We start from the raw sequence: 21,198 nt of genomic DNA, 5'->3' as shown, positions 1-21,198 counted from the left end.
GGTCCTGATGTGCCGCTACCGGGCGGCGCCCTCCGCCGGTCGCTGGGCCGCCACGGAGGCTTCACGCTCCCCCGATGTCGGAGACAGGGCGACAAACGCCGAGGTCAGGAAGAGGTACGACCCAAGGCCGACCGCAAGAGGGAAGATGAACTGCATCGTCGTGGCCCCGGGCAGTGCCGCGCCCGACTCCGTGACCCGCACGCTCACGGCCAGCATTCCGGTGTAGTGCATGCTGCTCACGGCTCCGCCCATGACGAGCGACGCGACGGCGACCGCGAGGGGCGACTTGATGTTGAGCGCCGCCCACAGGGCCGCGGTCGCGGCTACGACGGCGATGACTACGGAGAGGCCGACCAGCACCGGGTCGTAGCGCACGTCGCCGTGCAGTCGCAGCGCGGCCATGCCCAGGTAGTGCATGCTCGCCACGCCGAGCCCGGTGGTGAGCCCGCCGAGCGCGAGCGCACGCCCGCGGTCTCGGCCGTAGCCGACGGAGAAGACGCCGACTCCGACGACGGCCATCGCGACGATCAGACTCAGGATCGTCAGGGGCACGTTGTAGTGGATCTCGGTGCCGGTGACGCCGAAGCCGAGCATGGCCACGAAGTGCATCGTCCAGATGCCCGTGCCGATGGCGGAGGCCGCTGTGATGAGCCAGTTGCGGCGCGATGTGCCCGTGGCGCCGAGCGCCCGAACGGTGCAGCGCAGCCCGAGAGCGGCGCCGATACAGGCCATCGCGTACGACAGCACGGGGGTCAGCCAGCCGAAGGTGGCGTGGTCCAGGTGTCCCATGGCTCCGGGACGCTAGTCCGAGCAGGGGCGCACAACGGGGGCGCAGTTCGAAAGGTGTTGGAATATGACAGAGAGGGGATCCTGAACGATCGCAGCACGCTCGAACGTGTGCCCCCGACGCACATGCGCGTCGTTGAGTAATCATGGCCACATGAGCGACGACCACACGCGTGTCCGTGAGTTCTTCACCGCCCGAGCGGCCGACTGGGACACCCGGTTCCCCGACGACGGGCCCGCCTATCGAGCCGCCGCGTCCGAGCTCGGCCTGCGCCCCGGCGGCCGCGTCCTCGACGCCGGGTGCGGCACCGGGCGGGCGCTGCCCGCCCTCAGGGAGGTCGTGGGAGCCTCCGGAGTCGCACTCGGGGTGGATCTGACTCCCGCCATGCTGGAGGCCGCCACACGGGCGGGCAGGGGTCGTGAAGGGCAGCTCCTGCTCGCGGACGTGACCCGGCTCCCGTTGCGCGGCGCGTCGCTCGATGCCGTGTTCGGCGCGGGCCTGATCTCCCATCTGCCCGATCCGGCGGAGAACCTGCGCGAGTTGAGGCGCGTGGTGCGGCCCGGAGGGGCCCTCGCCCTCTTCCACCCCATCGGCCGGGCGGCACTCGCGGCGCGGCAAGGCCGCCAGATCACCACGGACGATTTGCGGGCCGAGGACAATCTCCGTCCGCTGCTCGCCGGTTCCGGCTGGCGGCTGACCTCGTACGTCGACGAGGACGCGCGGTTCCTCGCTCTGGCGGTGCGACAGGACTAGGTCGGTGCCACAGGACGTCGGCGGGAAAAGCGGTTGGGCGGGATGAGGCGCAGAAGAACATTGCACGCCAACCGTTGGTTCACGGTCCTCGCCTGGCGGACGACGTTGAGCTCACTGCGCTGAGACGCCCGCCTACTCGTCCGTGTGTGCCACCGGGCAGCCACGGACGCCGGGCACCGGGAACGTGCCGAGCTCGCCGACCCGATACCCCTTCGGGTAGCCCTTGATCTCCCAGTTCTGCCGGGCGAAGTGCGGTGCGGTCCGGGGCGGCATCAGGCGCACAGCACGGCCGCGCAACCGCACCGCACGCCTGACCAGCGTACGGGTGGCGGCGCCGGCCGGTTCGTAGCGGAAGGCGCGCAGGAGGGGCTCGTCGAGCAGGGCGAGGGTCGAGGCACGCAACAAGGGCGCCAGAGGACGCGGATACCAGGAGGCCATGAGATCGAGGGTCGCGTCGGAGACCTTGCGTGCACCCTCGTCCCACGCGAAGTGGGCCTCTTCGTAGGCATCGAGACACTTCTCGAAGGCTTCGTAGGAGTCCGGGATGCCCTGGATCCCCATATGCCGCCCCAAGGTGCGGTAGTAGACGGCGGCCGCGGTCATCTCATGGCGGGACAACCTGCGCCATCCGTAGGCGTCGATCCAGCGCTTGGGCACCACGACGAACGTACACAGCACGTAGCGCATGTCTTCATTACTGATGTCGTAGCTGCGGTGCATCTGGTTGATGCGGCGGATCGCCGTGCGTCCCTCGTCCGTGCCGAAGCCGTGCTCCACGACGGCATCGAGGAGCAGGCCCGTGTCGTCGTACCGCTTCTGCGTACGATCCGTCAGTTCCGCCGTCTCGGCGAGGAGCCGACCGATGCTGGGCACGGCGTACGTGCGGTAGAGCGCCAGCTCAAGAGCGCGGGTGTAGTCCCAGGGGAACTCGTACGTCGCACTGAGCCGGTAGATCGTCAGGGCGTCCTTCTCCGGGTCGAGACGCCGAATCTCCTTGAGCCGGTCATAGCGCTTCACCGCCGCCCCCCCCTTCTGTCGTCGGGGCTCCAACTCTACGTTGGAGTACAGCAGATGAGAGATCATCAGCGGCAACCAGAACCGGGGGAAGGCGGCCCACATGTTCGACAAGCTCCGCAAGCTCTGGCGCACGGAGGACCCTGTTCGCAGCAAGCAGCAGCGCCCGCACAACCTCTTCGAGGCGGCCGCCGTCTACGTGGCCGCGTGCGCCGAGGACGACCAGGACCGCATAGACGAAGCCACGGGCTGGGTGTCACCGGAGGCCTTGTCCTTCGGCGTCAGCGAACTCGCCTGCCGAGCGGTCATCGCCCTCGCCCGGGAGCGCGACGAGTCACCGACGGACGTGGCGCGTACGCTCCTCGGCCTGCCCGCCGCCTGACGTCCGTGTGCGAGTTCCTGGTGCGTACAGGCGGGTTTCCTGATCGCGCACCCCTCGACGATCAACCGGACCTGTGGTTAGGGTGCGCCGACGGATGAAGCGATGGGGGAGGCTGGCATGGCCGGAACGGACGACGTTGTCGCCGCCGAGGACGACGCGCTGTACGTGCTGACCGCGGTGCTGCTGACACCCGCGAAGTTCCCGAGTGTGCTCGGCGACGACTATCCGGAGGCGTGCGCGGCTCTGGGGCTCGCACCTCTCGCCGCCGGGTACGGTCTCGTGCTCGGCCAGGACGGTGCGGGCGCCCGATGGACCGTCGTCGTCGACGACGTGTCTCTCGTGGCCGTCGCGATCGCTTCCTGGGACTGCGGCATGGAGTACGACCTGTCGCCCGACGAGCGTTCAGTGGTCGCCGCGCTGCCCGGCTGGCCGCTCGCGGTAGCCGTCGCGGCGCCCAACGTGCCCGCGCCCCACGACCCCGACCCCGAGGAGGCGGACCAGAAGCCGCTCTCGCCTCCTCAGTCCGATTCGTGGGGTCCGGCTCAGCGACGGCTCGGCGCCGACGAGATCGCGCTCCAATGGGCGGCCTGGCGCGAGCAGATCGACGACGCCGACTTCTTGAGCGACGGTGCCGAGAAGGGCTCAGCTCAGGGGGAAGACGCGGCTCAGGAGGGCGAGGACACCCGCCCGGAGAGCAGTGACGCCGATATCGAAGCCGATCAGGATCCGCTCACCGGCATACGCCGTGTCCTGGCGGAAGCACGGGCGTATGTGAGTACGCCGCCGCCCCTCGGCCGCGTGCGATCCTCGTTCGCCTCCGGAGAGGCCCGCACCCTGCGTGCCGACGGTCCTGGCTGGTCCATGGTCGCCAGGACCGACGACATTGCGTTCGTGCTCCTCGACGAAGAGCCGGGAGAGGTGCTGCCGGTGGGCCGCGGGCCCGAACTCCCCTGGCTCCTCGACGCGCTCGACAAGATGGCCGTACGCCCCGTCTGACCCCTGCGGTCCTGCGCCCCGTCAGTGGTTCTGCTCGGGGGCGAGCAGAAACGCGGCCACCGCCGTGTCATGGTCCGCGTGATGGCGCAGGGCGACCAGTTTCAGCCCGCGAGGTCTCGTCCCACGACGCCGCCCGGCCACCGGCGCGCACCAGGGCGAGCGCCATCGCCCCGGCCACCGGAGTCCCGCACTCGCGCGGCAGACGGGCGTCGGCAAGCAGTGCCGCTCGCGCGCGTGGCGTTGGGGTATCGAGAGGGAACCCGCTTCCCAGGGGCAGCTGCTCGAGGCGTTCTTCGACCAGGCGCAGGAGGGGGCCGAGCGCCTTCCGGGCGCCGGGTCAGCGGCCGAGCTCCTTGCGGGAGACGCGGCGCAGCCTGCGTCGCTGTCCGGGGTCGAGGGTCAGATAGGCCGCGGCCGGGACCCCGAGCACGATCAGGAGGGCGGCCCACCAGGGCAGCCAGATCAACAGGATGATGCCGGCCGCCACACCTCCTGCGGCGATCTTCGCGTTCTTAGACATGTGTGTCGCCTCCTCCGCGGCTGTTGCCGCTCTCTGTCCTGAGAAACGGGCTCGGGCCGCACACAGTTCCAGTTTGCTCCCCTGATTGATCCCTGAGGAGCAACCCTGACGCAACCCTGAGCCGTACCTCGTGTCGGCGCTGCTACTCGACCCTCAGGGGCTCGCCGACCTCGTACATGTGGCGCAGCACCTGTCGGTAGGAGTCGAGGAATGCGGCCTCCGTGTACGGCATCCCCAGCTCGGTGCAGTGGGCGCGGACCAGGGGCTGGGCGCGCCGCAGGCTGGGGCGGGGCATGCTCGGGAACAGGTGGTGCTCGATCTGGTAGTTGAGTCCGCCCAGGAACCAGTCGGTCAGGACGCTGCCGCGGATGTTGCGCGAGGTGAGGACCTGTCGGCTGAGGTGACCCCAGCGCTCACCGTCGGGGTCGGGCATCTCCATGCCCTTGTGGTTGGGCGCGAAGGCAAGGCCGAGGTGCAGGCCGAAGAGAGCCTGGTGGATGGCGGCGAAGGCAAGGGCGTGACCCACCGGCATGGTGGCGAGCAGGAGCGTCACGTATCCGACGAGGTGCGCCACCAGGAGCAGGCCCTCAAGAACGCGTTCACGCGGGGCCTGGCGGCGCAGGTCCTGGAAGCCGTAGATCTTCATGGCGATGCCCTGGAGCAGCGTCAGCGGGAAGAACAGCCAGGCCTGGTTGCGGGTGAGCCAACGCCGGAAGCCCACGCGGACCTTGGCCTGCTTGCTGGTCCAGACGAGGACGTCCGCGGCGACGTCGGGGTCCTTGTCGATGTGGTTGGGGTTGGCGTGGTGGCGGTTGTGCTTGTCGTTCCACCAGGCCGAGCTCATGCCGAGGAGGAGGTTGCCGTGGATGAGGCCGATGGCGCGGCTCACGCCGCGGTCGCCGGTGATCTGGGAGTGCCCGGCGTCATGGCCTATGAATGCCGTGCGGGCACACAGAGCGGCGAGGACGGGCGCCAGGAGCAGCACCCACCAGGAGCCGCCGATGAGGAACATGCCCGTCGCCACGGTGGCCAGCGCCAGGGCGTTGACCACGATGGTGCGCGCGTACCAGCCGGTGCGGCGCCCCAGGAGCCCCTGCTCCTTGACGGTGCGCAGGAGAGGCGCGAAATCGCTCCCGGCGGGCTGCCTTGTGGTGGTGCCTGGGGAACGCTCCGCGACTGCTGCGGCGGCCTGGGACATGGTGAGGTCTCCGGTCTCTGACTGGATCGGGCTGACGCGACACAACGTATGGGCCCGTGACCTGGGGCAACCATGGCGCCTTCACCCGTCTTCGGCGGGGGCCAGCACCGTCGGCAAGGGGGGTTAGGTACACCCCGAAATGCCGTGGTGACGGGTATCACTGCACGATCACTCACGCCTCCGCCGTGACGTGCTGTACTCTCGGCCGGTCCAGGCCCAGTAGTCAAGTTTGAGGAATGCGCCATCGCCGTGCCCAGGCCCCCTGCCGCGTCATCTTCCGAGATCTCTGAACTGTCCCGCTGTTCTGTGCTGTTCGTATCTGCCGACCCGGGCCGCACCGGCCGGGTCGCCTTCTGGCGACCCGACGGAGACGCGCCGCCCGCCTGCTCCGCGGGCGCCCTCGAAGAGCTCACCATCGCCGTGCCCGGCGACAACGGAGCACAGCTGAGCGACGTCTCCGCGATGGTGCTCCCGATGCGCGCGGCACTGCCTGTCCTGACACGCACGCGCGCCACGGCAGGGGCTCACCCGACGGCCGCCTTCTGGGGCACGGCAGGCGTGTTCGCGCTACAACTCGCCGCACGCGGGCTGCTGCTGCCCGGACTGACGCCGAGTGATCACGATGCGTGGCGCTCGGGCCCGCTGGGCGCCGACGACCTGCGACGCCTTCGTGAGCTCGCCGCCGCGATGCCGCCCGCCGCGCACGCCCTTCCACTGGACGACTCCGAACCGCTACGGCTGCCCGAACCCGAGCGGCTGCTGCGCCAGTTCCTGGACGCGGTGGCCGATACGCTGCCGCGCACCCCCGCCGCGACACTCGCCGCGGGCGCTTCGCCCTTCGCCTCTCCGCAGGCGCAGCACATCCCCGAGCAGCGTCCCTGGGCCACCGATGTCGCCGCCGGGCACGACGCCGGCGTACGGATCTCGCTGCGCGTCGAGGTGCCCGGCCTGGTGTCGGACACCTCCGAGGGGACCCGGCTGCCGTTTCGAGCCGTACTGCAGATGCACAGCGTCAGTGACCCCTCGCTCGTCGCGGACGCGGCCGAGGTCTGGGCGGGCTCCGGCGCCTCGGGACAGGCCTTCGGGCCCCGGTCGCGGATGGATGCCCTGCTCGCGCTGCGTCGCGCCACGCGCGCGTGGCCGCCACTCGCCCCGCTGCTCTCGGCCACCGTCCCCGATGCCATCGAGCTCGCCGACGAAGAGGTCACCTCGCTCCTGGGCGAGGGATCCCGCATGCTCGCCACCGCGGGAGTCGAGGTGCACTGGCCCAAGGAGCTGGCGCGCAATCTGACCGCCCGTGCGGTCATCGGCCCGCCCGACGACGAGGCGAAGGAGCCGGACAAGCCGTCGTCGGACACGCCGTCCTACCTCACCGCCGACGCGCTGCTCACCTTCAACTGGCGGTTCGCGCTGGGCGATCAGCAGTTGACCCGCGAGGAGCTCGACCGGCTGGCCGAGGCCAACCGCCCCGTGGTGCGGCTGCGCGACCAGTGGGTGCTCATCGACCCCGAAGAGGCGCGGCGGGCTCGCGCAGACCAGGACCACAAGGTCACGCCGATCGACGCCCTGAGCGCCGTTCTGACGGGCACCACCGAAGTGGCGGGGCGCCGAGTGGACGTCCAGCCGACCGGCTGGCTCGCCACGCTGCGCGAACGCCTCGCGGACCCCGAGGGCATGGAACCCGTCGGCCAGCCCGCAGCGCTCGCAGCAGACCTGCGCGACTACCAGCTGCGCGGCCTGAACTGGCTGGCCCGGATGACCTCCCTGGGCCTGGGCGGCTGTCTCGCGGACGACATGGGTCTCGGCAAGACGATCACACTCATCTCCCTCCATCTGCACCGGCAGTCGGACGGCGAGTCGGCAGGACCCACCCTCGTCGTCTGCCCCACGTCCCTCATGGGCAACTGGCAGCGCGAGATCGAGAGATTCGCCCCCGGCATCCCCGTGCGCCGCTTCCACGGCGCTCAGCGCAGCCTGGAGGGCCTCGCCGACGGCGAGTTCGTGCTCACCACGTACGGCACGATGCGACTCGACGCGGACAGCCTGGCGCACACCCCGTGGGGCATGGTCGTCGCCGACGAGGCCCAGCACGTCAAGAACCCCTACTCGGCCACCGCCAAACAGCTGCGCACCATTGGTGCACGCGCGCGCGTGGCGCTCACCGGCACCCCCGTGGAGAACAATCTCTCCGAGCTGTGGGCCATCCTCGACTGGACGACGCCTGGCCTGCTCGGCAAGCTCGGCACCTTCCGCACCCGCTACGCCCAGGCCGTCGAAGGCGGCAAAGACCCGGCAGCCGCCGAGCGGCTCGGCCAACTCGTACGCCCCTTCCTGCTGCGCAGGCGCAAGTCCGACCCTGGCATCGCACCCGAACTGCCGCCCAAGACGGAGACCGACCGGGCGGTGTCCCTCACCACCGAGCAGACAGGCCTCTACGAAGCAGTGGTGCGCGAGACCCTCGCGGAGATCTCCGGCGCCGACGGCTTCTCCCGCCGCGGCCTGATCGTCAAGCTGCTCACCGGCCTCAAGCAGATCTGCAACCACCCCGCGCAGTACCTCAAGGAGGACAAGCCGCGGATCGAGGGCCGCTCCGGAAAGCTGGAGCTCCTCGACGAACTGCTCGACACGATCCTCTCCGAAGACGCGAGCGTGCTCATCTTCACGCAGTACGTCCAGATGGCACGCCTCATCGAGCAGCACCTGGCAGCGCGTGGCACCCCGTCCCAGTTCCTGCACGGCGGTACGCCCATCGCGGCGCGCGAGACGATGGTGGAGCGCTTCCAGGGCGGCGAAGTCCCTGTCTTCCTGCTGTCGTTGAAGGCCGCGGGCACCGGCCTGAATCTGACGCGGGCCGAGCACGTCGTGCACTACGACCGCTGGTGGAACCCCGCCGTCGAGGCGCAGGCCACCGACCGGGCGTACCGCATCGGGCAGACGCAACCGGTGCAGGTGCACCGGCTGATCGCGGAGGGGACGATCGAGGACCGCATCGCCGAGATGCTGCTGCGCAAGCAGGACTTGGCGGACGCAGTCCTCGGTTCCGGCGAGGCGGCGCTCACGGAACTCACCGACACCGAGCTGTCGGATCTGGTGGAGCTGCGAGGGGGGACTCGATGAGCGACATGTACGACGAATCGAACGGCGACACGCACACGGACAGCCGTCACGGGGAGAGCGGGCACGAACGCACCTTCGCCGCACTGCCGGCCACCCACGGGCGGGGGTTCGCGCAGAGCTGGTGGGGCCAGGCCTGGCTGAAGGCGCTCGAGGACACAGCTCTGGACCTCGCGCAGTTGAAGGCCGGACGCAGGCTCGCGCGCACGGGAGCCGTGGGCGCGGTCTCCGTGCGTCCCGGTCGGATCACCGCCGTCGTCCACGACCGTGACGGCACCCCGCGCCGCTCCGACGTACTGCTGCAGCGGCTCAGCGAGGACGAGTGGGACCGTTTCCTGGGCATGGCCGTCGAGCGGGCCGGGCACATCGCGGCGCTGCTCGACCGCGAAATGCCGCCGCACCTGGTGGAGGACGCGGCGGCAGCGGGTGTCGAACTCCTGCCCGGCATCGGCGACCTGGAGCCGCAGTGCGACTGCGACGCGTGGGACCACTGCGGGCATACTGCCGCGCTCTGCTATCAGGTGGCCCGGCTGCTCGACCAGGATCCGTTCGTGCTGTTCCTGATGCGTGGCCGTGCCGAGCGTGAGCTCCTCGACGAGTTGCAAGTACGCAGCGTGGCAGAGGCGGAGGCCGAGGAGACGTCCGCGGAGGAGCAGGAAGGGGCCCAGGAGGGCGTGGGCGCCGACGAGGCGTACGCGGAGGGAGCCATCCTGCCCCCGTTGCCCGGCCTCCCTCCGCTGCCGCCAGAGCCGGGCCTGCCGCCCGCCCTCGATACGGAGGCGGAGCCCGCACCCGGTCTCGATGTGGCAGCGCTCGAGTTCCTGGCGGCGCAAGCCGCAGTGGAGGCGCACCGGATGCTGGCCGAGGCGCTCTCCCCCGGGCACGAACGGCAGCCGGTCGAGCAGGAATTGACGCAGGACGAGGATGCCGTGCGCCTGGCAGCCGCGGATCCCGCGGCGGCGGTGGCCGCGCGCCTCGCGACCGCCGCCGGCCGCGGCAAGGACGGGCTCGCGATGGCCGTACGGGCCTGGGGGTACGGGGGTCCGGCCGCGCTGTCCGTCCTGGAGGAGGAATGGACACCTGAGGCGGACGCACTGGCACGCGCGCGTGCGGCGCTGGACGCGGCCTGGGACGACGACGAGCGGCCAAGGCTGCGCGCGGCCCGCAATCGCTGGACCGTGGTCGGGGGCGACGCCCAGCTGCGGCACGGGACCGACGGCCGCTGGTGGCCCTATCGCAAGGAGCGCGGCCGCTGGACACCGGTGGGCCCCGCGGCCCATGACCCCGCGACGGCACTGGCCGTGGTGACCGGCGGCGAATAGGGCAGGCGGGGCTGGTGGGGGCCTGGCCTTCGGCCCGCACCAGGCCGAAGGCGCCACCCGATCACTACCGCGGCCGCCCAGGAAGTGTCCACACCCCCGAAGTGTTCGCGCCCTGAAACACGCCTCCCGGCCGGAATACACCCGGCGGCCACCGGCGCATCCATGCCGCTCACACACGCGCCGGGAACACGGGCTCGTGCACTCCCCCCACCCAGCGATTGAGCGCGGGCATGACATCCGGGAGTGTGGATCACACCGGTTCAGGGGGACCGACCGCGACTGGACTCCCCCGTCCCGCAGGGCCGTCCCGGACTGACTCAGTGCGTCAGCGCGATCTATACGAAGGGGGACGAGGAGGGCCAGGTGCCCGACCAGCGCTGACCGGCCTGTGGGTGACGGCGGCGCCTCCTGCCCCTCGCGGGAGGCGCCGTCAGCATGCCCCCTCACGTTCACCTTGCTGCCTCCCTGTGTTCGCGGCGACGGCGAAGTCTGATCGCTGTCACCGAACACTTGCGCCCCACAGGAGGCACTCATGTCCCCGTACGCCGCCCGTAAGCGTCGCGTCCGCCGTTCCGTCGCCGCGGGTGTGCCGTTGGCGGTGCTCGCCGCGATCGCGGTGACGGGTACCGCCACCGGCGCCCAGACCGGCGGCGGTGAGAAGGCGCCTCGGATCACTTCGACGGCGACGCTGGGCGACGTCTCTCTGGGTACGTTCAGCAACTCCCTGCTACCCGGGACGGTGAGCGATGACCGCGGTGCCGATCTCGGCGGCATCGGCAGCGACATCTATCCGGCGGGCCGCAAGGGCGAGTTCTGGACGGTCACGGATCGGGGGCCCAATGGCCAGATCAAGGTGGACGGCAAGAAGCGACGCACATTCCCCGTTCCCGGATTCGATCCGGCGATCGTGAAGGTCCGCGTCTCCGGCGACACCGTGAAGGTCATCGACGCGCTCCCGCTGACGACCTCTTCCGGGAAGCCCGTCACGGGACTGCCCAACCAGGAGGGGCGCGACGAGGCGCCGTACACATACGACGCGAAGACGGCACTGACGTACGACCCGAACGGCCTGGACACCGAGGGCATCGTGCGGGCGCACGACGGCAGCTTCTGGCTGGTCGACGAGTACGGGCCCTCGCTCGTCCACGTCTCCGCCCACGGCAAGGTGCTCAAGCGCTACGTTCCCCGAGGCCTGAAGCTGTCGGGCGCGGACTACCCGGTCGTCGAGGCGCTGCCGGGCGTGCTGCTGCACCGCAAGGGCAATCGTGGCTTCGAAGGGCTCGCCCAACTCCCGGGCGGGGACCTGGTGATGGCGGTTCAGAGCCCGCTGTCCGTCCCGGACGAGGACGCGGGTGACGCATCGCGGACGACGCGGCTGCTGCGCTTCTCGCCCAAGAAGCAGGCTGTCACCGCCGAGTACGCGTACCGCTTCGACGCGGTAGGAGTCGTCGACCCGGGCGAGGACGACACCTCCGAGCTGAAGATCTCCTCCGTAGTGGCCGTCGGTCGTGACCGCCTCCTCGTGGAGGAGCGCACCGACAGGGCCGCGCGGCTGCAGACGGTGAAGTTGGACCGCAGCGCCGACATCCTCGGCGAGCGGTGGGACGACGCCGCCACGAAGCCCTCCTTGGAGCAGCTCGACGATCCGGCGACCTCGGGAGCGCCTGTCCTGAAGAAGCGTCTCCTGGTCGACCTGGGCGGCATCGACGGCGTACCCGACAAGATCGAAGGTGTGGCCCGCGTGAACAGTCACACCCTTGCGCTGATCAACGACAACGACTTCGGGATGACGGACGGGGCGGAAGCGTTCGACAAGGACGGCCGTCTCGTGGACAGCGATGTGGAGACCACAGTCACGTATGTGCGGCTGCCGAAGGGCATCTGACCCCGCATCCGAGGCGTCCGTCAGGACAGCGGCTCGATAAAAGCTCGATAAAAGAGCGGGGCACTACATTGTTCGCGCGCTACGGGATCAGGGAGTCCAGGTCGCTCGGCAGACCGCTGGGGAGGTCCGAGGGCAGGTCGCTCGGCAGGTTCGACGGCACCTCTGTCGGCAGCTCGGAGGGGATCTCCGACGGGATGCTCAGTGACGGGGTGGGCTTGCCGTCCGAGCTCTCGCTGCTCTCGGAGGGGCCCTTCTTGCCGCTGGAGCCGTCACCGCTGGTGGCCACAAGGAACACCACGACGACGACTCCGACCGCGACGATCACGGCAAGCAGGATGAACAGCCCGCTCCTTCGCCCGGAGGGGCCTCCTGGCGGCTTCTGAGGCGGCCACCCGCCTCCACCCCCGGGCGGCACACCGCCGCCTCCTGCGGGAGGCCATCCCCCGCCGCCCGGGGGCGGCCCGTCACCTGGAGGCGGTCCGTACCCTCCGCCGGGCGGCCCGAAGCCACCGTCGCCCGGAGGGGGCGTGTCACCCGGCGGAGGGGGAGGCTGCGGCGGTACGGGCGGCATGGCCATACCGTCAAGAGTCGCCCCGAAAGGGTCACGATGCGACCCCTGTACGGAAGTTGATTGCTCCGAAGTCGGAGCCTCCGGTCAGCCCCGCGCCCCGAGGAGATGGTCCATGGCCAGTTGGTCGAGGTGCTCGAAAGCCATGCCACGGTCCGCGGCGGCCGTCACGTCGAAGTCCTCGAAGGCGCTACGGTCGGCGAGCAGACCGGAGAGGCCGTCCTCGGCGGTCGGCAGGGACAGCTCGTCCAGGCGGGACGCCCGCAGGGCCTCCTGGACCTCCGGGTCGGCGCGGAACGCGGCCGCACGCTCCCGGAGGATCAGGTAGTTGCGCATGCAGCCGGACGCCGACGCCCACACGCCCGCGTAATCCTCCGTACGCGGCGGCTTGAAGTCGAAGTGCCGCGGCCCCTCGTAACCGCCCCTCTCCAGGAGGTCGACCAGCCAGAAGGCGCTTCGCAGATCGCCTGCCCCGAAGCGCAGGTCCTGGTCGTACTTGATGCCGGTCTGGCCGTTGAGGTCGATGTGGAAGAGCTTGCCCGCCCACAGGGCCTGGGCGATGGAGTGCGGGAAGTTGAGGCCGGCCATCTGCTCGTGGCCGACTTCGGGGTTGACGCCGAACAGCTCGGAACGCTCCAAGCGCTCGATGAAGGCAAGGGCGTGCCCGACGGTGGGCAGCAGGATGTCGCCGCGCGGCTCGTTGGGCTTGGGCTCGATCGCGAAGCGCAGGTCGTACCCCTGCTCCGTGACGTAGTCGCCGAGCAGGTCGAACGCCTCCTTCATGCGGTCGAGAGCGACGCGCACGTCCTTCGCCGCACCGGACTCCGCGCCTTCCCTGCCGCCCCACGCGACGTAGGTACGGGCACCCAGTTCCACCGCGAGGTCGATGTTGCGGATCGTCTTGCGCAGCGCGTAGCGGCGCACGTCCCGGTCGTTGGCGGTGAACCCCCCGTCCTTGAAAACAGGGTGGGTGAAGAGATTCGTGGTCGCCATCGGCACGACGAGGCCCGTCACGTCGAGCGCCTGCCGGAAGCGCTTGACGTGCGACTCGCGCTCGGTGTCCGTGGCGCCGAAGGGGATCAGGTCGTCGTCGTGGAAGGTCACTCCGTAGGCACCCAGTTCAGCCAGGTGACGCACGGAGTCGGCCGGGTCGATGGCCGCCCTGGTCGCGTCGCCGAACGGGTCCCTTCCCTGCCAGCCGACGGTCCACAGGCCGAAGGTGAACTTGTCCTCAGGAGTGGGCTGGTACGTCATGTGCGGCTCCCTGGATGGCTGGTGCACGTCTGCGCGGCCGACCCGGGCACGACTGCGTGCCCGTTCATGTACGGCTGCCCCGACTATTTCGTCATGGCGCTTAACAAATTAGTATCCGAAGGCATCCCTGGGAAGGTCGGACGGAAAGAAGTCCGGGCGTGCCCGGAAAGAGCCGCGGGAACGGAGACCTCCGATGTCATCAGCGCCAGCAGCCGACGGACCCCTCGTCGTCGGCGTGGACAGCTCCACGCAGTCCACCAAGGTCCTGGTCGTCGACGCCGCCACGGGCAGGGTGGTGGCAAGCGGTCAGGCGCCGCACAGCGTCAGCTCGGGCACCGCCCGCGAGAGCGACCCCGAAGAGTGGTGGAACGCCCTGCGTTCGGCGCTCGACCAGTGCGGCGACGCTGCGCGCGAGGCCGCCGCGGTGTCTGTCGGCGGCCAGCAGCACGGGCTCGTCACGCTGGACGCGCAGTCCAGGCCGGTGCGGCCCGCGCTGCTGTGGAACGACGTGCGCTCGGCGGAGCAGGCCCGCTCGTTGGTGGACCGTCTGGGTGGCCCGAAGGCGTGGGCGGAGCGCGTGGGCAGCGTGCCGGGGCCCTCCTTCACGGTGACCAAGTGGGCCTGGCTGAGCGAGCACGAGCCCGCGGCGGCCCGTGCCACCGCGGCCGTGCGACTCCCCCACGACTACCTCACCGAACGCCTCACGGGATGCGGCACGACCGACCGGGGCGATGCCTCCGGCACGGGGTGGTGGGCGTCAGGGACGGAGGCGTACGACGAGGAGATCCTGGGACTGGTAGGCCTGGACCCCGAACTCCTGCCGCGCGTGGTCCGCCCAGGCGAGGTCGCCGGCACCGTGCGCGGAAGCGGCGAGCTGCCCTTCTCCAAGGGCACGCTGGTCGCCCCCGGCACCGGCGACAACGCGGCGGCCGCCCTCGGACTCGGCCTGCTCCCCGGCACCCCGGTGCTGAGCCTGGGAACGTCGGGCACCGTCTACGCGGTCTCCGGTAGGCGCCCAGCGGACCCGACAGGGACGGTGGCCGGGTTCGCCGATGCGCGCGGCGACTGGCTGCCGCTGGCCTGCACTCTCAACTGCACCCAGGCCGTGGATCGGGTGGCCGCGCTCCTCAGCCTCGACCGTGAGGCGGTGGAGGCGGGCGGCACCGTCACCCTGCTGCCCTATCTGGACGGCGAGCGCACCCCTGACCTTCCGCACGCCTCGGGACTGCTGCACGGGCTGCAGCACGACACGACTCCGGGCCAGCTGCTGCAGGCGGCCTACGACGGAGCCGTGCACTCGCTGCTCGGCGCCCTTGACCTCGTCCTTGACGCGGACGCGGACCGTTCGGCTCCGCTCCTGCTCATCGGCGGCGGGGCACGGGGCACGGCCTGGCAGGACACCGTGCGGCGGCTGTCCGGACGGGCCGTTCAGGTGCCCGAAGCCAAGGAACTGGTCGCGCTCGGCGCCGCCGCGCAAGCCGCGGGCCTCCTCTCGGGCGAGGATCCGGCGGCTGTCGCGCGCCGCTGGGGTACGGCCGAGGGGCCTGTACTGCCCCCTGTGGAGCGGGACGAATCGGCGCTCGCCCGGATCTCCGGGGTAGTCTCCGACGCGGCGCCACTGCTCGGCGCCACGGGCCGCGAGGACGCGCGGCCATGAGGACGGAAGAACGGGGACTGACGGGGGCATGACCGCACCACCGCACGACGGGCGCCGGGGCACGTCCGGAGCCCCGCTGCCCGACACCCAGCAGGGGATGCGCCGCCGTAACCTGTCGCGCGTCATGCACGCCGTCGCGGCGCACGGGCCGTTGTCCCGTGCCGCCGTGGCCCCCCGGATCGGTCTGACGCGGGCCGCCGTCTCCACCCTGGTGGACGAGTTGATCCGCTCCGGGCTCCTGGACGAGCTCGGCCCCGAGCGCCCCGGCAAGGTGGGGCGTCCCGGCTCCGCACTCGCGGTCAGCGGAAGCGGACCGGCCGGGATCGGTGCCGAGGTGGGCGTCGACCATCTCTCGGTGTGTGCGGTCGACCTGCGCGGAGAGGTACGCGCGCGTGCCGTGCGACAGGGCGACAACCGGGGTCGCGACCCCGAACCCGTCTTCGCCGAACTCATCGCCCTTGTGCGGCAGGTGAGCAGCGAGGCCCAGCTGGCAGGACTGCGTCCGGCGGGACTGGCCGTCGCCGTCCCCGGCCTCGTCGCCCGTGGCACAGGGGTGGTTGTCCGCGCCCCCAACCTCGACTGGCACGACGTCGACCTCGGCGCACTGCTGCCGGGCAGGCTGCCGCTGACGGTGGACAACGAGGCCAACTTCGGCGCACTGGCCGAGCTGTGGCTCGGCGACGGGGTGCCGCAGGACTTCCTCCACGTCTCGGCGGAGATCGGCATCGGCGCCGCCCTGGTCGTCGACGGGCACCTGCTGCGCGGGACGCGCGGCTTTGCGGGTGAGTTGGGGCATGTGCCGGTGTGGCCGGACGGCCCGGCATGTCCGTGCGGCGGCCGTGGCTGCCTGGAGCAGTACGCGGGCGAGGAGGCGGTGTTGCGCGCGGCGGGCCTTGATCCGGGTGCGGATCGCGTCGGGCTCCTTGCGGAGCGCGCCGCGCAGGGCGACGAGGACGTACGAAGAGCGCTGCACGGTGCCGGGACCGCACTGGGTATCGCTCTCACCGGCGCGGTGAATCTGCTGGATCCGCGCTCAGTGGTACTCGGCGGGGCCCTGTCACGGCTGGCGCCGTGGCTGCTGTCGTCGCTCGAGAGCGAGTTGGGCCGCCGCACGGCGGGCACGACGTGCGATGTTGCTGTCTCCGGGCTGGGATCCGATGGCCCCCTGCTGGGCGCCGCACACTCGGTCGTACGGGCGGTGCTGGATGATCCTGCGGGTGCGGTGGCGTAGCGTCGACGGCTCCCCGGGGACACTACGTAGCTATTCGGCTGTCTCCTTGTGGCCCGCCCCTTGAGGTCCGCTTCCGCTTCCCCTCACACTCCGGCATCCGATCGCGGCTCTGAAACTCGCGGATGCATGCACAGCAGATGCCGCACTCCGTCCCCGTCGGGGACGGGGCTTGAGTCTCCAGTAGGGGGAGACGTGAAGGTGGGGGCATGAACGGCGACACGCTCTATTCGATCGGTGATCTGGCGCGGCGGACCGGACTGACGGTCAAAACCGTCCGGTTCTACTCCGACGCGGGGATCGTGCCGCCCGCCGACCGCAGCCCGGCCGGCTACCGCCTGTACGGCACCGATGCCGTCGCCCGCCTCGATCTCGTACGCACCCTGCGCGACCTGGGTCTTGACCTTCCCACCATCCGGAAGGTCGTGGACCGGGAGGTCTCGCTGCCCGAGGTCGCTGCGGCGCACGCGGACGCGCTGGAGGTGCAGATCCGTGTGCTGCGCCTGCGGCGCGCGGTTCTGACGGCGGTGGCCAAGCGCGGGTCCACCCCCGAGGAATTGGATCTCATGCACAAGCTGGCCAAGCTCTCAGATGACGAACGCCAACATCTGATCGACGACTTCCTGGGCACTGTCTTCGACGGCCTGTACGACCACCCTTCCTTCGCGGCGGTCACCCGCTCCCTCACTCCCGAACTGCCCGACAACCCCGAGGCGGAACAGGTCGAGGCGTGGGTGGAGCTGGCCGAGTTGTTCCAGGACCCAGGGTTCCGCTCCACCATGCAGGGTATGGCCAGAGACCTGGCGGCCGATCGCGCTCCGGACGACAGCACCGGCCTGCCCCGCATTCTCGCCGAGGCGGTCCGGGCACAGGTCACGCCGGCCCTCGCGGCAGGCACGGATCCGGCGTCTCCCGAAGCTGAGCCCGTCGTCACCGCGCTCGCGGGGCATTACGCGCACATTCTCGGCCTCCCCGACGGCACCGCCCTCCGCCGACGCCTGGTGACCCGCCTGGAGACCATGGACGACCCCCGCAGGGATCGCTACCTGTCACTGCTTGCGGTGACCAACGGGTGGCCCGCGCCGGAGAGTCTGGCGCCGGTGCTCGACTGGGCCGTCCGGGCCCTGCGTGCCCGAGTGCCTCAGTAGTGCGCCGACAGAGCTCGATCTTCGCCGACCCCGCCGAGCCGACCGACACCGCCGAGCCGACCGATGCCGCGTCACGACGCTTCCTCTCCAGCTACCGGGACCTGATGGACGTACCAGGCTTCTGGCGCCTCGCCGCGATCGGCATGGCGTCGAAGCTGCCGCCCGGCATGGTCGGCCTGAGTCTGCTGCTCCTGGTCGGCCAGGACCACGCGTACGGGACCGCGGGCCTTGCGGTGAGCGCCTTGGCGGTGGGCCAAGGTGTCACCGCTCCCCTGCGCGGACGACTCATCGACCGCCACGCTCCCCGTCCGGTCCTGCTGGGCTGTCTCGCCGCGTATCTGACGACCACCCTTGTGCTGGTCCTGGCGGTCCGCGGCGGCGGGTCCGTCCCCTTCGTCCTTGCGCTCGCCGCGGCCATGGGCGCGAGCGCCCCGCCGGTCGCCGTCATGATGCGGTCGGTGTGGCACCGCTCCACGGACACCGGGACGCTGGCCACCGCGATGGCTCTCGACTCGTCGATGATGGGCACCGCGCTGATCACCGGCCCTGTCATCGCCGGCTGGCTGAGCCTTTCCGTCTCGCCGGTCGTGCCTTTCGCAGTCGTCGCGGTGCTGACGGCCGCCGCGGTCGGACTGCTGGTCAACTCGCCGGGCCCGCTGCCGTGTACGGCTCGGAACGGGCACTGGCTCGGCCCCCTGGCCTCCGCTCCCCTGCGGCGCCTGCTGGCCGCAGACGCCCTCTTCGTCATGGCGGTGACCGCGGTGGATGTGGTGCTGCCGATCCACGCACGCGCGTGCCACGCGGCCGGGTTCACCGGCTTGTACCTGGGGGCCCTGTCCGTCGGCAGTGTTCTGGGCAGCCTCGCCCTGGGCACCGTACCGAAGCTGCTGTCGCGCGGCCCGAAGGTCTCCGTACTGCTCTGCGTGTTCGCGACAGGAACCGGTGCACTGACCGCGGCCACAGGGATGTCGCCTCTGGCGGTGCTCGTGGTCTGCCCGCTGGCCGGCCTTGTGATCGGCTGCACCTTCGCGACGCTGCGCACGACCGGCGGCGACCTCGCCCCTGAAGGGCGCGTCACCGAGACGATGTCCTGGCTGAGCAGCCTCGACATGGTCGGCGGTGCGGTGGGCGCGGCGGTGTTCGCACATATTGCGGCGGCCGAGGGAAGCAGGACGGCACTGCTGCTGGTACCGGCGGTCGCTCTGCTGGCCGCGGCAATCGGCTGGAACACACGGACGCGGCAGCCGTGACGGGTCTGCGGACCAAAATCGGTAGCGGCCCGCATCGCGGCACTATGTCGTTCCGATGAACCGAGCGTCGCCCTCGTGTCGCGTGGGCAGAATCGCGAGACTGGACGGAGCCGACGGCAGAGAGGGAGAAGGGACAGCGATGGAAATGGACCGGCATGCCCACGTCCTGAGTGGCACCAGCGACGAAGCCGCGCACCACTACGAGCGGGCGCTCGACGCGCTGTTGTTCTTCCGTGGGGAAGTCGCCGACGAGGCGCAGGCGATGGCGGCGGCGTCCCCGGATTCCGCCATGGCGCACGTCTTCGGCGCCTATCTCGGGCTTCTCGGCACCGAGGAGAAGGATGCCGCCGAGGCCCGGCGGTCCTTCACCGCTTTCCGGGGCGCGGTCGATCTTGCCGGGCTCTCGCCTCGCGAGAAGATGCACACTGCGGCTGCCGAGGCATGGCTGGAGGGGGACATGCTTCGGGCCGGCGAGATCCTCGGCGAGATCAGCACCGAGTTCCCCCGAGACGCCCTCGCCCTGGCCGTCGGTCACCAGATCGACTTCTTCACGGGCGACGCCCAGCGGCTGCGCGACCGGATCGGTGGCGCGCTCTGCGCGTGGGACGGCGACGACCCGCATTTCGGCCCGCTGCTGGGGATGTACGCCTTCGGGCTCGAAGAGGCAGGGCACTACGGCCACGCAGAGGAGATCGGGCTGCAGGCGGTCGAACGTCATCCGCGGGACGTGTGGGGGATCCATGCGGTCGTCCACACGTACGAAATGCGGGGGATGTTCGGCGACGGGATCCGCTACCTGGACGCGCGGACCGAGGACTGGGCCGACGGCAACTACCTTTCCGTGCACAACGCGTGGCACTACGCCCTGTACGCGCTGGAGGCGGGGAGCATCGAACGGGTCCTCGGCGTCTACGACAGCACCCTCCACAACGAGGAGTCGCAGGCAGTCGCCATGGAACTCCTGGACGCCTCAGCCCTGTTGTGGCGGCTGCTACTCACCGACATCGACGCCGAGCCCCGGTGGGCGGCGCTCGCCCAGGCATGGGCAGGGCGCGGGGACGGCGCCCACTACGCCTTCAACGACGTCCATGCCGTGATGGCGTACGCGGGCGCCGGACGGCTCACCGATGCCGAACGGCTGGTGAAGGATCGCGAGCAATGGCTCACCCGGACCGACCCCGCCGTGTCGAACCACGCGATGACGCGCGAGATCGGGATCCCGGTGTGCCGCGCCCTCATCGCCTACCGGCAGCGGCAGTACGCCCGGGTGATCGAGCTGCTCGCCCCGATCCGGTACCACCTCAACTCCTTCGGCGGCAGCCACGCACAGCGCGACGCCATCCAGCGCACGCTGGTAGAGGCAGCCATCCGCTCCGGCCGGCACGACCTCGCCCGCACCTTGCTCAGCGAACGCATCAACCTGCGTCCCATCTGCCCCTACAACTGGCGGGCCCGAGCCCGGCTGGCCGATCGGCTCGGAGAGACGTCGCAGGCGGCGACGGCCCGCGCCCGCGCCGCGGAACAGGCCGCTGTGGGTGCGGCTGCGTTGGGCTGAGTACGGCTCGTTCGTCTCGCCTGGGTCCAGCCCCGAGCCTCCCGGGCTCCGGGGGGCTGGATTCCGGGGGTCAGGTTCCGGGGGCTCTGCTCCCCCACAAGGGTGGCCGCGTTATCCACAATCACGGTGCCGTACACAGATTCTGATCGCGCTCTTCCGCCTCAACCAGCCAGCGCCGTAACGTAATTCACGCGAGACGCTCCTCCGATCCACGTGAACACGACCCCCTCGACGTCGTGACACCCACGGCGCTCCTACCGCGCCATCCCGGCCGAATACGTCAACCTCGACGACCTCGACGACCACACCAACGCGACCACACCCGATTCCCCCCAGACTGCCCAACTCGACCTCGTGCAATGGCTGGTCCGTGACCACGGCTTCAGCGAGCTCGACGCCTATCGGTTCGCGACGCAGGCCATCGAGTCGCCGCTCGCCAATGTCTGCGACACCAACTACACATGCGTGGCCAAGCTCCGCAAAGAGTGGATGCACGCGCGCGAAACTCACCGAGGACTGCACGCGCGGCCACGAGAGACGGCCACGCTGCTGCCCCCATAGATGAAG

Annotated in this window: 17 protein-coding genes and 1 pseudogene; 12 read left to right on the top strand and 6 right to left on the bottom strand. The window is 70.6% G+C overall.

The annotated features are described in order from the left end of the window. Nucleotides 1-15: 15 nt before the first annotated feature. Nucleotides 16-789 (bottom strand): MHYT domain-containing protein, encoded by a 774-nt coding sequence (locus ACFQ7F_RS00970; RefSeq protein WP_383264093.1) that lies wholly within the window; start codon nucleotides 787-789, stop codon nucleotides 16-18. Nucleotides 790-940: 151 nt separating this feature from the next. Between ACFQ7F_RS00970 and ACFQ7F_RS00965 the strand changes: the two genes are divergently transcribed. Then, the gene (locus ACFQ7F_RS00965) at nucleotides 941-1,540 is read left to right on the top strand and encodes a class I SAM-dependent methyltransferase (protein ID WP_383264090.1); all 600 of its coding nucleotides are present in this window, start codon (nucleotides 941-943) and stop codon (nucleotides 1,538-1,540) included. A gap of 132 nt (nucleotides 1,541-1,672) precedes the next feature. On the opposite strand, the gene ACFQ7F_RS00960 is transcribed toward ACFQ7F_RS00965, so the two are convergent. Beyond that, on the bottom strand, nucleotides 1,673-2,557 hold the full coding sequence (locus tag ACFQ7F_RS00960) for an oxygenase MpaB family protein (protein WP_383264088.1): 885 nt from the start codon (nucleotides 2,555-2,557) through the stop codon (nucleotides 1,673-1,675). 100 nt (nucleotides 2,558-2,657) lie between these two features. Between ACFQ7F_RS00960 and ACFQ7F_RS00955 the strand changes: the two genes are divergently transcribed. Both ACFQ7F_RS00955 and ACFQ7F_RS00950 read left to right on the top strand, forming a co-directional pair. After that, complete coding sequence (locus ACFQ7F_RS00955; protein WP_383264086.1) at nucleotides 2,658-2,936, top strand: hypothetical protein; 279 nt, start codon at nucleotides 2,658-2,660, stop codon at nucleotides 2,934-2,936. 117 nt (nucleotides 2,937-3,053) lie between these two features. Further along, nucleotides 3,054-3,932: a hypothetical protein gene (locus ACFQ7F_RS00950; protein WP_383264084.1), complete on the top strand. Its 879-nt coding sequence runs from the start codon at nucleotides 3,054-3,056 to the stop codon at nucleotides 3,930-3,932. 337 nt (nucleotides 3,933-4,269) lie between these two features. Here ACFQ7F_RS00950 and ACFQ7F_RS00945 read toward each other — a convergent pair whose 3' ends face one another. Then, nucleotides 4,270-4,452 carry a hypothetical protein gene (locus ACFQ7F_RS00945; RefSeq protein ID WP_383264082.1) on the bottom strand — a complete coding sequence of 61 codons (183 nt, stop codon included), beginning with the start codon at nucleotides 4,450-4,452 and terminating at the stop codon, nucleotides 4,270-4,272. A gap of 142 nt (nucleotides 4,453-4,594) precedes the next feature. Further along, complete coding sequence (locus tag ACFQ7F_RS00940; RefSeq protein WP_383264079.1) at nucleotides 4,595-5,650, bottom strand: fatty acid desaturase family protein; 1,056 nt, start codon at nucleotides 5,648-5,650, stop codon at nucleotides 4,595-4,597. A gap of 249 nt (nucleotides 5,651-5,899) precedes the next feature. On the opposite strand from ACFQ7F_RS00940, the gene ACFQ7F_RS00935 reads away from it, so the two are divergent. The 3 genes from ACFQ7F_RS00935 to ACFQ7F_RS00925 all read left to right on the top strand — a co-directional run bounded on the left by ACFQ7F_RS00935 (nucleotide 5,900) and on the right by ACFQ7F_RS00925 (nucleotide 11,971). Beyond that, the gene (locus ACFQ7F_RS00935) at nucleotides 5,900-8,767 is read left to right on the top strand and encodes a DEAD/DEAH box helicase (protein ID WP_383264076.1); all 2,868 of its coding nucleotides are present in this window, start codon (nucleotides 5,900-5,902) and stop codon (nucleotides 8,765-8,767) included. Beyond that, nucleotides 8,764-10,086, top strand: a complete 1,323-nt coding sequence (locus ACFQ7F_RS00930; protein WP_383264073.1) for an SWF or SNF family helicase — start codon at nucleotides 8,764-8,766, stop codon at nucleotides 10,084-10,086. The genes ACFQ7F_RS00935 and ACFQ7F_RS00930 overlap by 4 nt, the downstream gene beginning before the upstream one ends. A gap of 532 nt (nucleotides 10,087-10,618) precedes the next feature. Then, complete coding sequence (locus ACFQ7F_RS00925; protein ID WP_383264070.1) at nucleotides 10,619-11,971, top strand: esterase-like activity of phytase family protein; 1,353 nt, start codon at nucleotides 10,619-10,621, stop codon at nucleotides 11,969-11,971. 79 nt (nucleotides 11,972-12,050) lie between these two features. Here the strand turns inward: ACFQ7F_RS00925 and ACFQ7F_RS00920 are convergent, their stop codons facing one another. Continuing rightward, nucleotides 12,051-12,296 carry a hypothetical protein gene (locus tag ACFQ7F_RS00920; RefSeq protein WP_383264068.1) on the bottom strand — a complete coding sequence of 82 codons (246 nt, stop codon included), beginning with the start codon at nucleotides 12,294-12,296 and terminating at the stop codon, nucleotides 12,051-12,053. A 330-nt stretch (nucleotides 12,297-12,626) separates the two neighbouring features. Continuing rightward, a complete protein-coding gene (gene xylA / locus ACFQ7F_RS00915; RefSeq protein WP_383264065.1) occupies nucleotides 12,627-13,793 on the bottom strand; it encodes a xylose isomerase in 1,167 nt (388 codons plus the stop codon). 193 nt (nucleotides 13,794-13,986) lie between these two features. On the opposite strand from xylA, the gene xylB reads away from it, so the two are divergent. The 6 genes and pseudogenes from xylB to ACFQ7F_RS00885 all read left to right on the top strand — a co-directional run. After that, a complete protein-coding gene (gene xylB, locus ACFQ7F_RS00910) occupies nucleotides 13,987-15,450 on the top strand; it encodes a xylulokinase (RefSeq protein WP_383264063.1) in 1,464 nt (487 codons plus the stop codon). A gap of 28 nt (nucleotides 15,451-15,478) precedes the next feature. Continuing rightward, nucleotides 15,479-16,681, top strand: coding sequence for an ROK family protein (locus tag ACFQ7F_RS00905; RefSeq protein ID WP_383264061.1), 1,203 nt, complete (start codon nucleotides 15,479-15,481; stop codon nucleotides 16,679-16,681). A 206-nt stretch (nucleotides 16,682-16,887) separates the two neighbouring features. Further along, complete coding sequence (locus ACFQ7F_RS00900) at nucleotides 16,888-17,826, top strand: MerR family transcriptional regulator (RefSeq protein WP_383264058.1); 939 nt, start codon at nucleotides 16,888-16,890, stop codon at nucleotides 17,824-17,826. Further along, complete coding sequence (locus ACFQ7F_RS00895; RefSeq protein ID WP_383264055.1) at nucleotides 17,826-19,076, top strand: MFS transporter; 1,251 nt, start codon at nucleotides 17,826-17,828, stop codon at nucleotides 19,074-19,076. The genes ACFQ7F_RS00900 and ACFQ7F_RS00895 overlap by 1 nt, the downstream gene beginning before the upstream one ends. Nucleotides 19,077-19,215: 139 nt before the next feature. Further along, nucleotides 19,216-20,631, top strand: a complete 1,416-nt coding sequence (locus ACFQ7F_RS00890; protein WP_383264052.1) for a tetratricopeptide repeat protein — start codon at nucleotides 19,216-19,218, stop codon at nucleotides 20,629-20,631. Nucleotides 20,632-20,970: 339 nt separating this feature from the next. Further along, nucleotides 20,971-21,192: pseudogene (locus ACFQ7F_RS00885) on the top strand (acetamidase); the annotation flags it as partial. Nucleotides 21,193-21,198: the final 6 nt, after the last annotated feature.

This window comes from Streptomyces sp. NPDC056486, from assembly GCF_042795295.1.
In the GTDB taxonomy this organism is placed as follows: Bacteria; Actinomycetota; Actinomycetes; order Streptomycetales; family Streptomycetaceae; genus Streptomyces.
The sequence above is the reverse complement of the archived record's forward strand: the minus strand, read 5'-3'. Positions and strand labels throughout refer to the sequence as shown.

What these genes read in the sequence shown, in the direction of transcription:
- ACFQ7F_RS00955 (WP_383264086.1), top strand. Translation starts at nt 2,658, where the DNA reads ATGTTCGACAAGCTCCGCAAGCTCTGGCGCACGGAGGACCCTGTTCGC.
- xylA (WP_383264065.1), bottom strand. Translation starts at nt 13,793, where the DNA reads ATGACGTACCAGCCCACTCCTGAGGACAAGTTCACCTTCGGCCTGTGG.
- ACFQ7F_RS00890 (WP_383264052.1), top strand. Translation starts at nt 19,216, where the DNA reads ATGGAAATGGACCGGCATGCCCACGTCCTGAGTGGCACCAGCGACGAA.
- ACFQ7F_RS00940 (WP_383264079.1), bottom strand. Translation starts at nt 5,650, where the DNA reads ATGTCCCAGGCCGCCGCAGCAGTCGCGGAGCGTTCCCCAGGCACCACC.
- ACFQ7F_RS00900 (WP_383264058.1), top strand. Translation starts at nt 16,888, where the DNA reads ATGAACGGCGACACGCTCTATTCGATCGGTGATCTGGCGCGGCGGACC.
- ACFQ7F_RS00950 (WP_383264084.1), top strand. Translation starts at nt 3,054, where the DNA reads ATGGCCGGAACGGACGACGTTGTCGCCGCCGAGGACGACGCGCTGTAC.
- ACFQ7F_RS00925 (WP_383264070.1), top strand. Translation starts at nt 10,619, where the DNA reads ATGTCCCCGTACGCCGCCCGTAAGCGTCGCGTCCGCCGTTCCGTCGCC.
- ACFQ7F_RS00905 (WP_383264061.1), top strand. Translation starts at nt 15,479, where the DNA reads ATGACCGCACCACCGCACGACGGGCGCCGGGGCACGTCCGGAGCCCCG.
- xylB (WP_383264063.1), top strand. Translation starts at nt 13,987, where the DNA reads ATGTCATCAGCGCCAGCAGCCGACGGACCCCTCGTCGTCGGCGTGGAC.
- ACFQ7F_RS00945 (WP_383264082.1), bottom strand. Translation starts at nt 4,452, where the DNA reads ATGTCTAAGAACGCGAAGATCGCCGCAGGAGGTGTGGCGGCCGGCATC.
- ACFQ7F_RS00970 (WP_383264093.1), bottom strand. Translation starts at nt 789, where the DNA reads ATGGGACACCTGGACCACGCCACCTTCGGCTGGCTGACCCCCGTGCTG.
- ACFQ7F_RS00930 (WP_383264073.1), top strand. Translation starts at nt 8,764, where the DNA reads ATGAGCGACATGTACGACGAATCGAACGGCGACACGCACACGGACAGC.
- ACFQ7F_RS00965 (WP_383264090.1), top strand. Translation starts at nt 941, where the DNA reads ATGAGCGACGACCACACGCGTGTCCGTGAGTTCTTCACCGCCCGAGCG.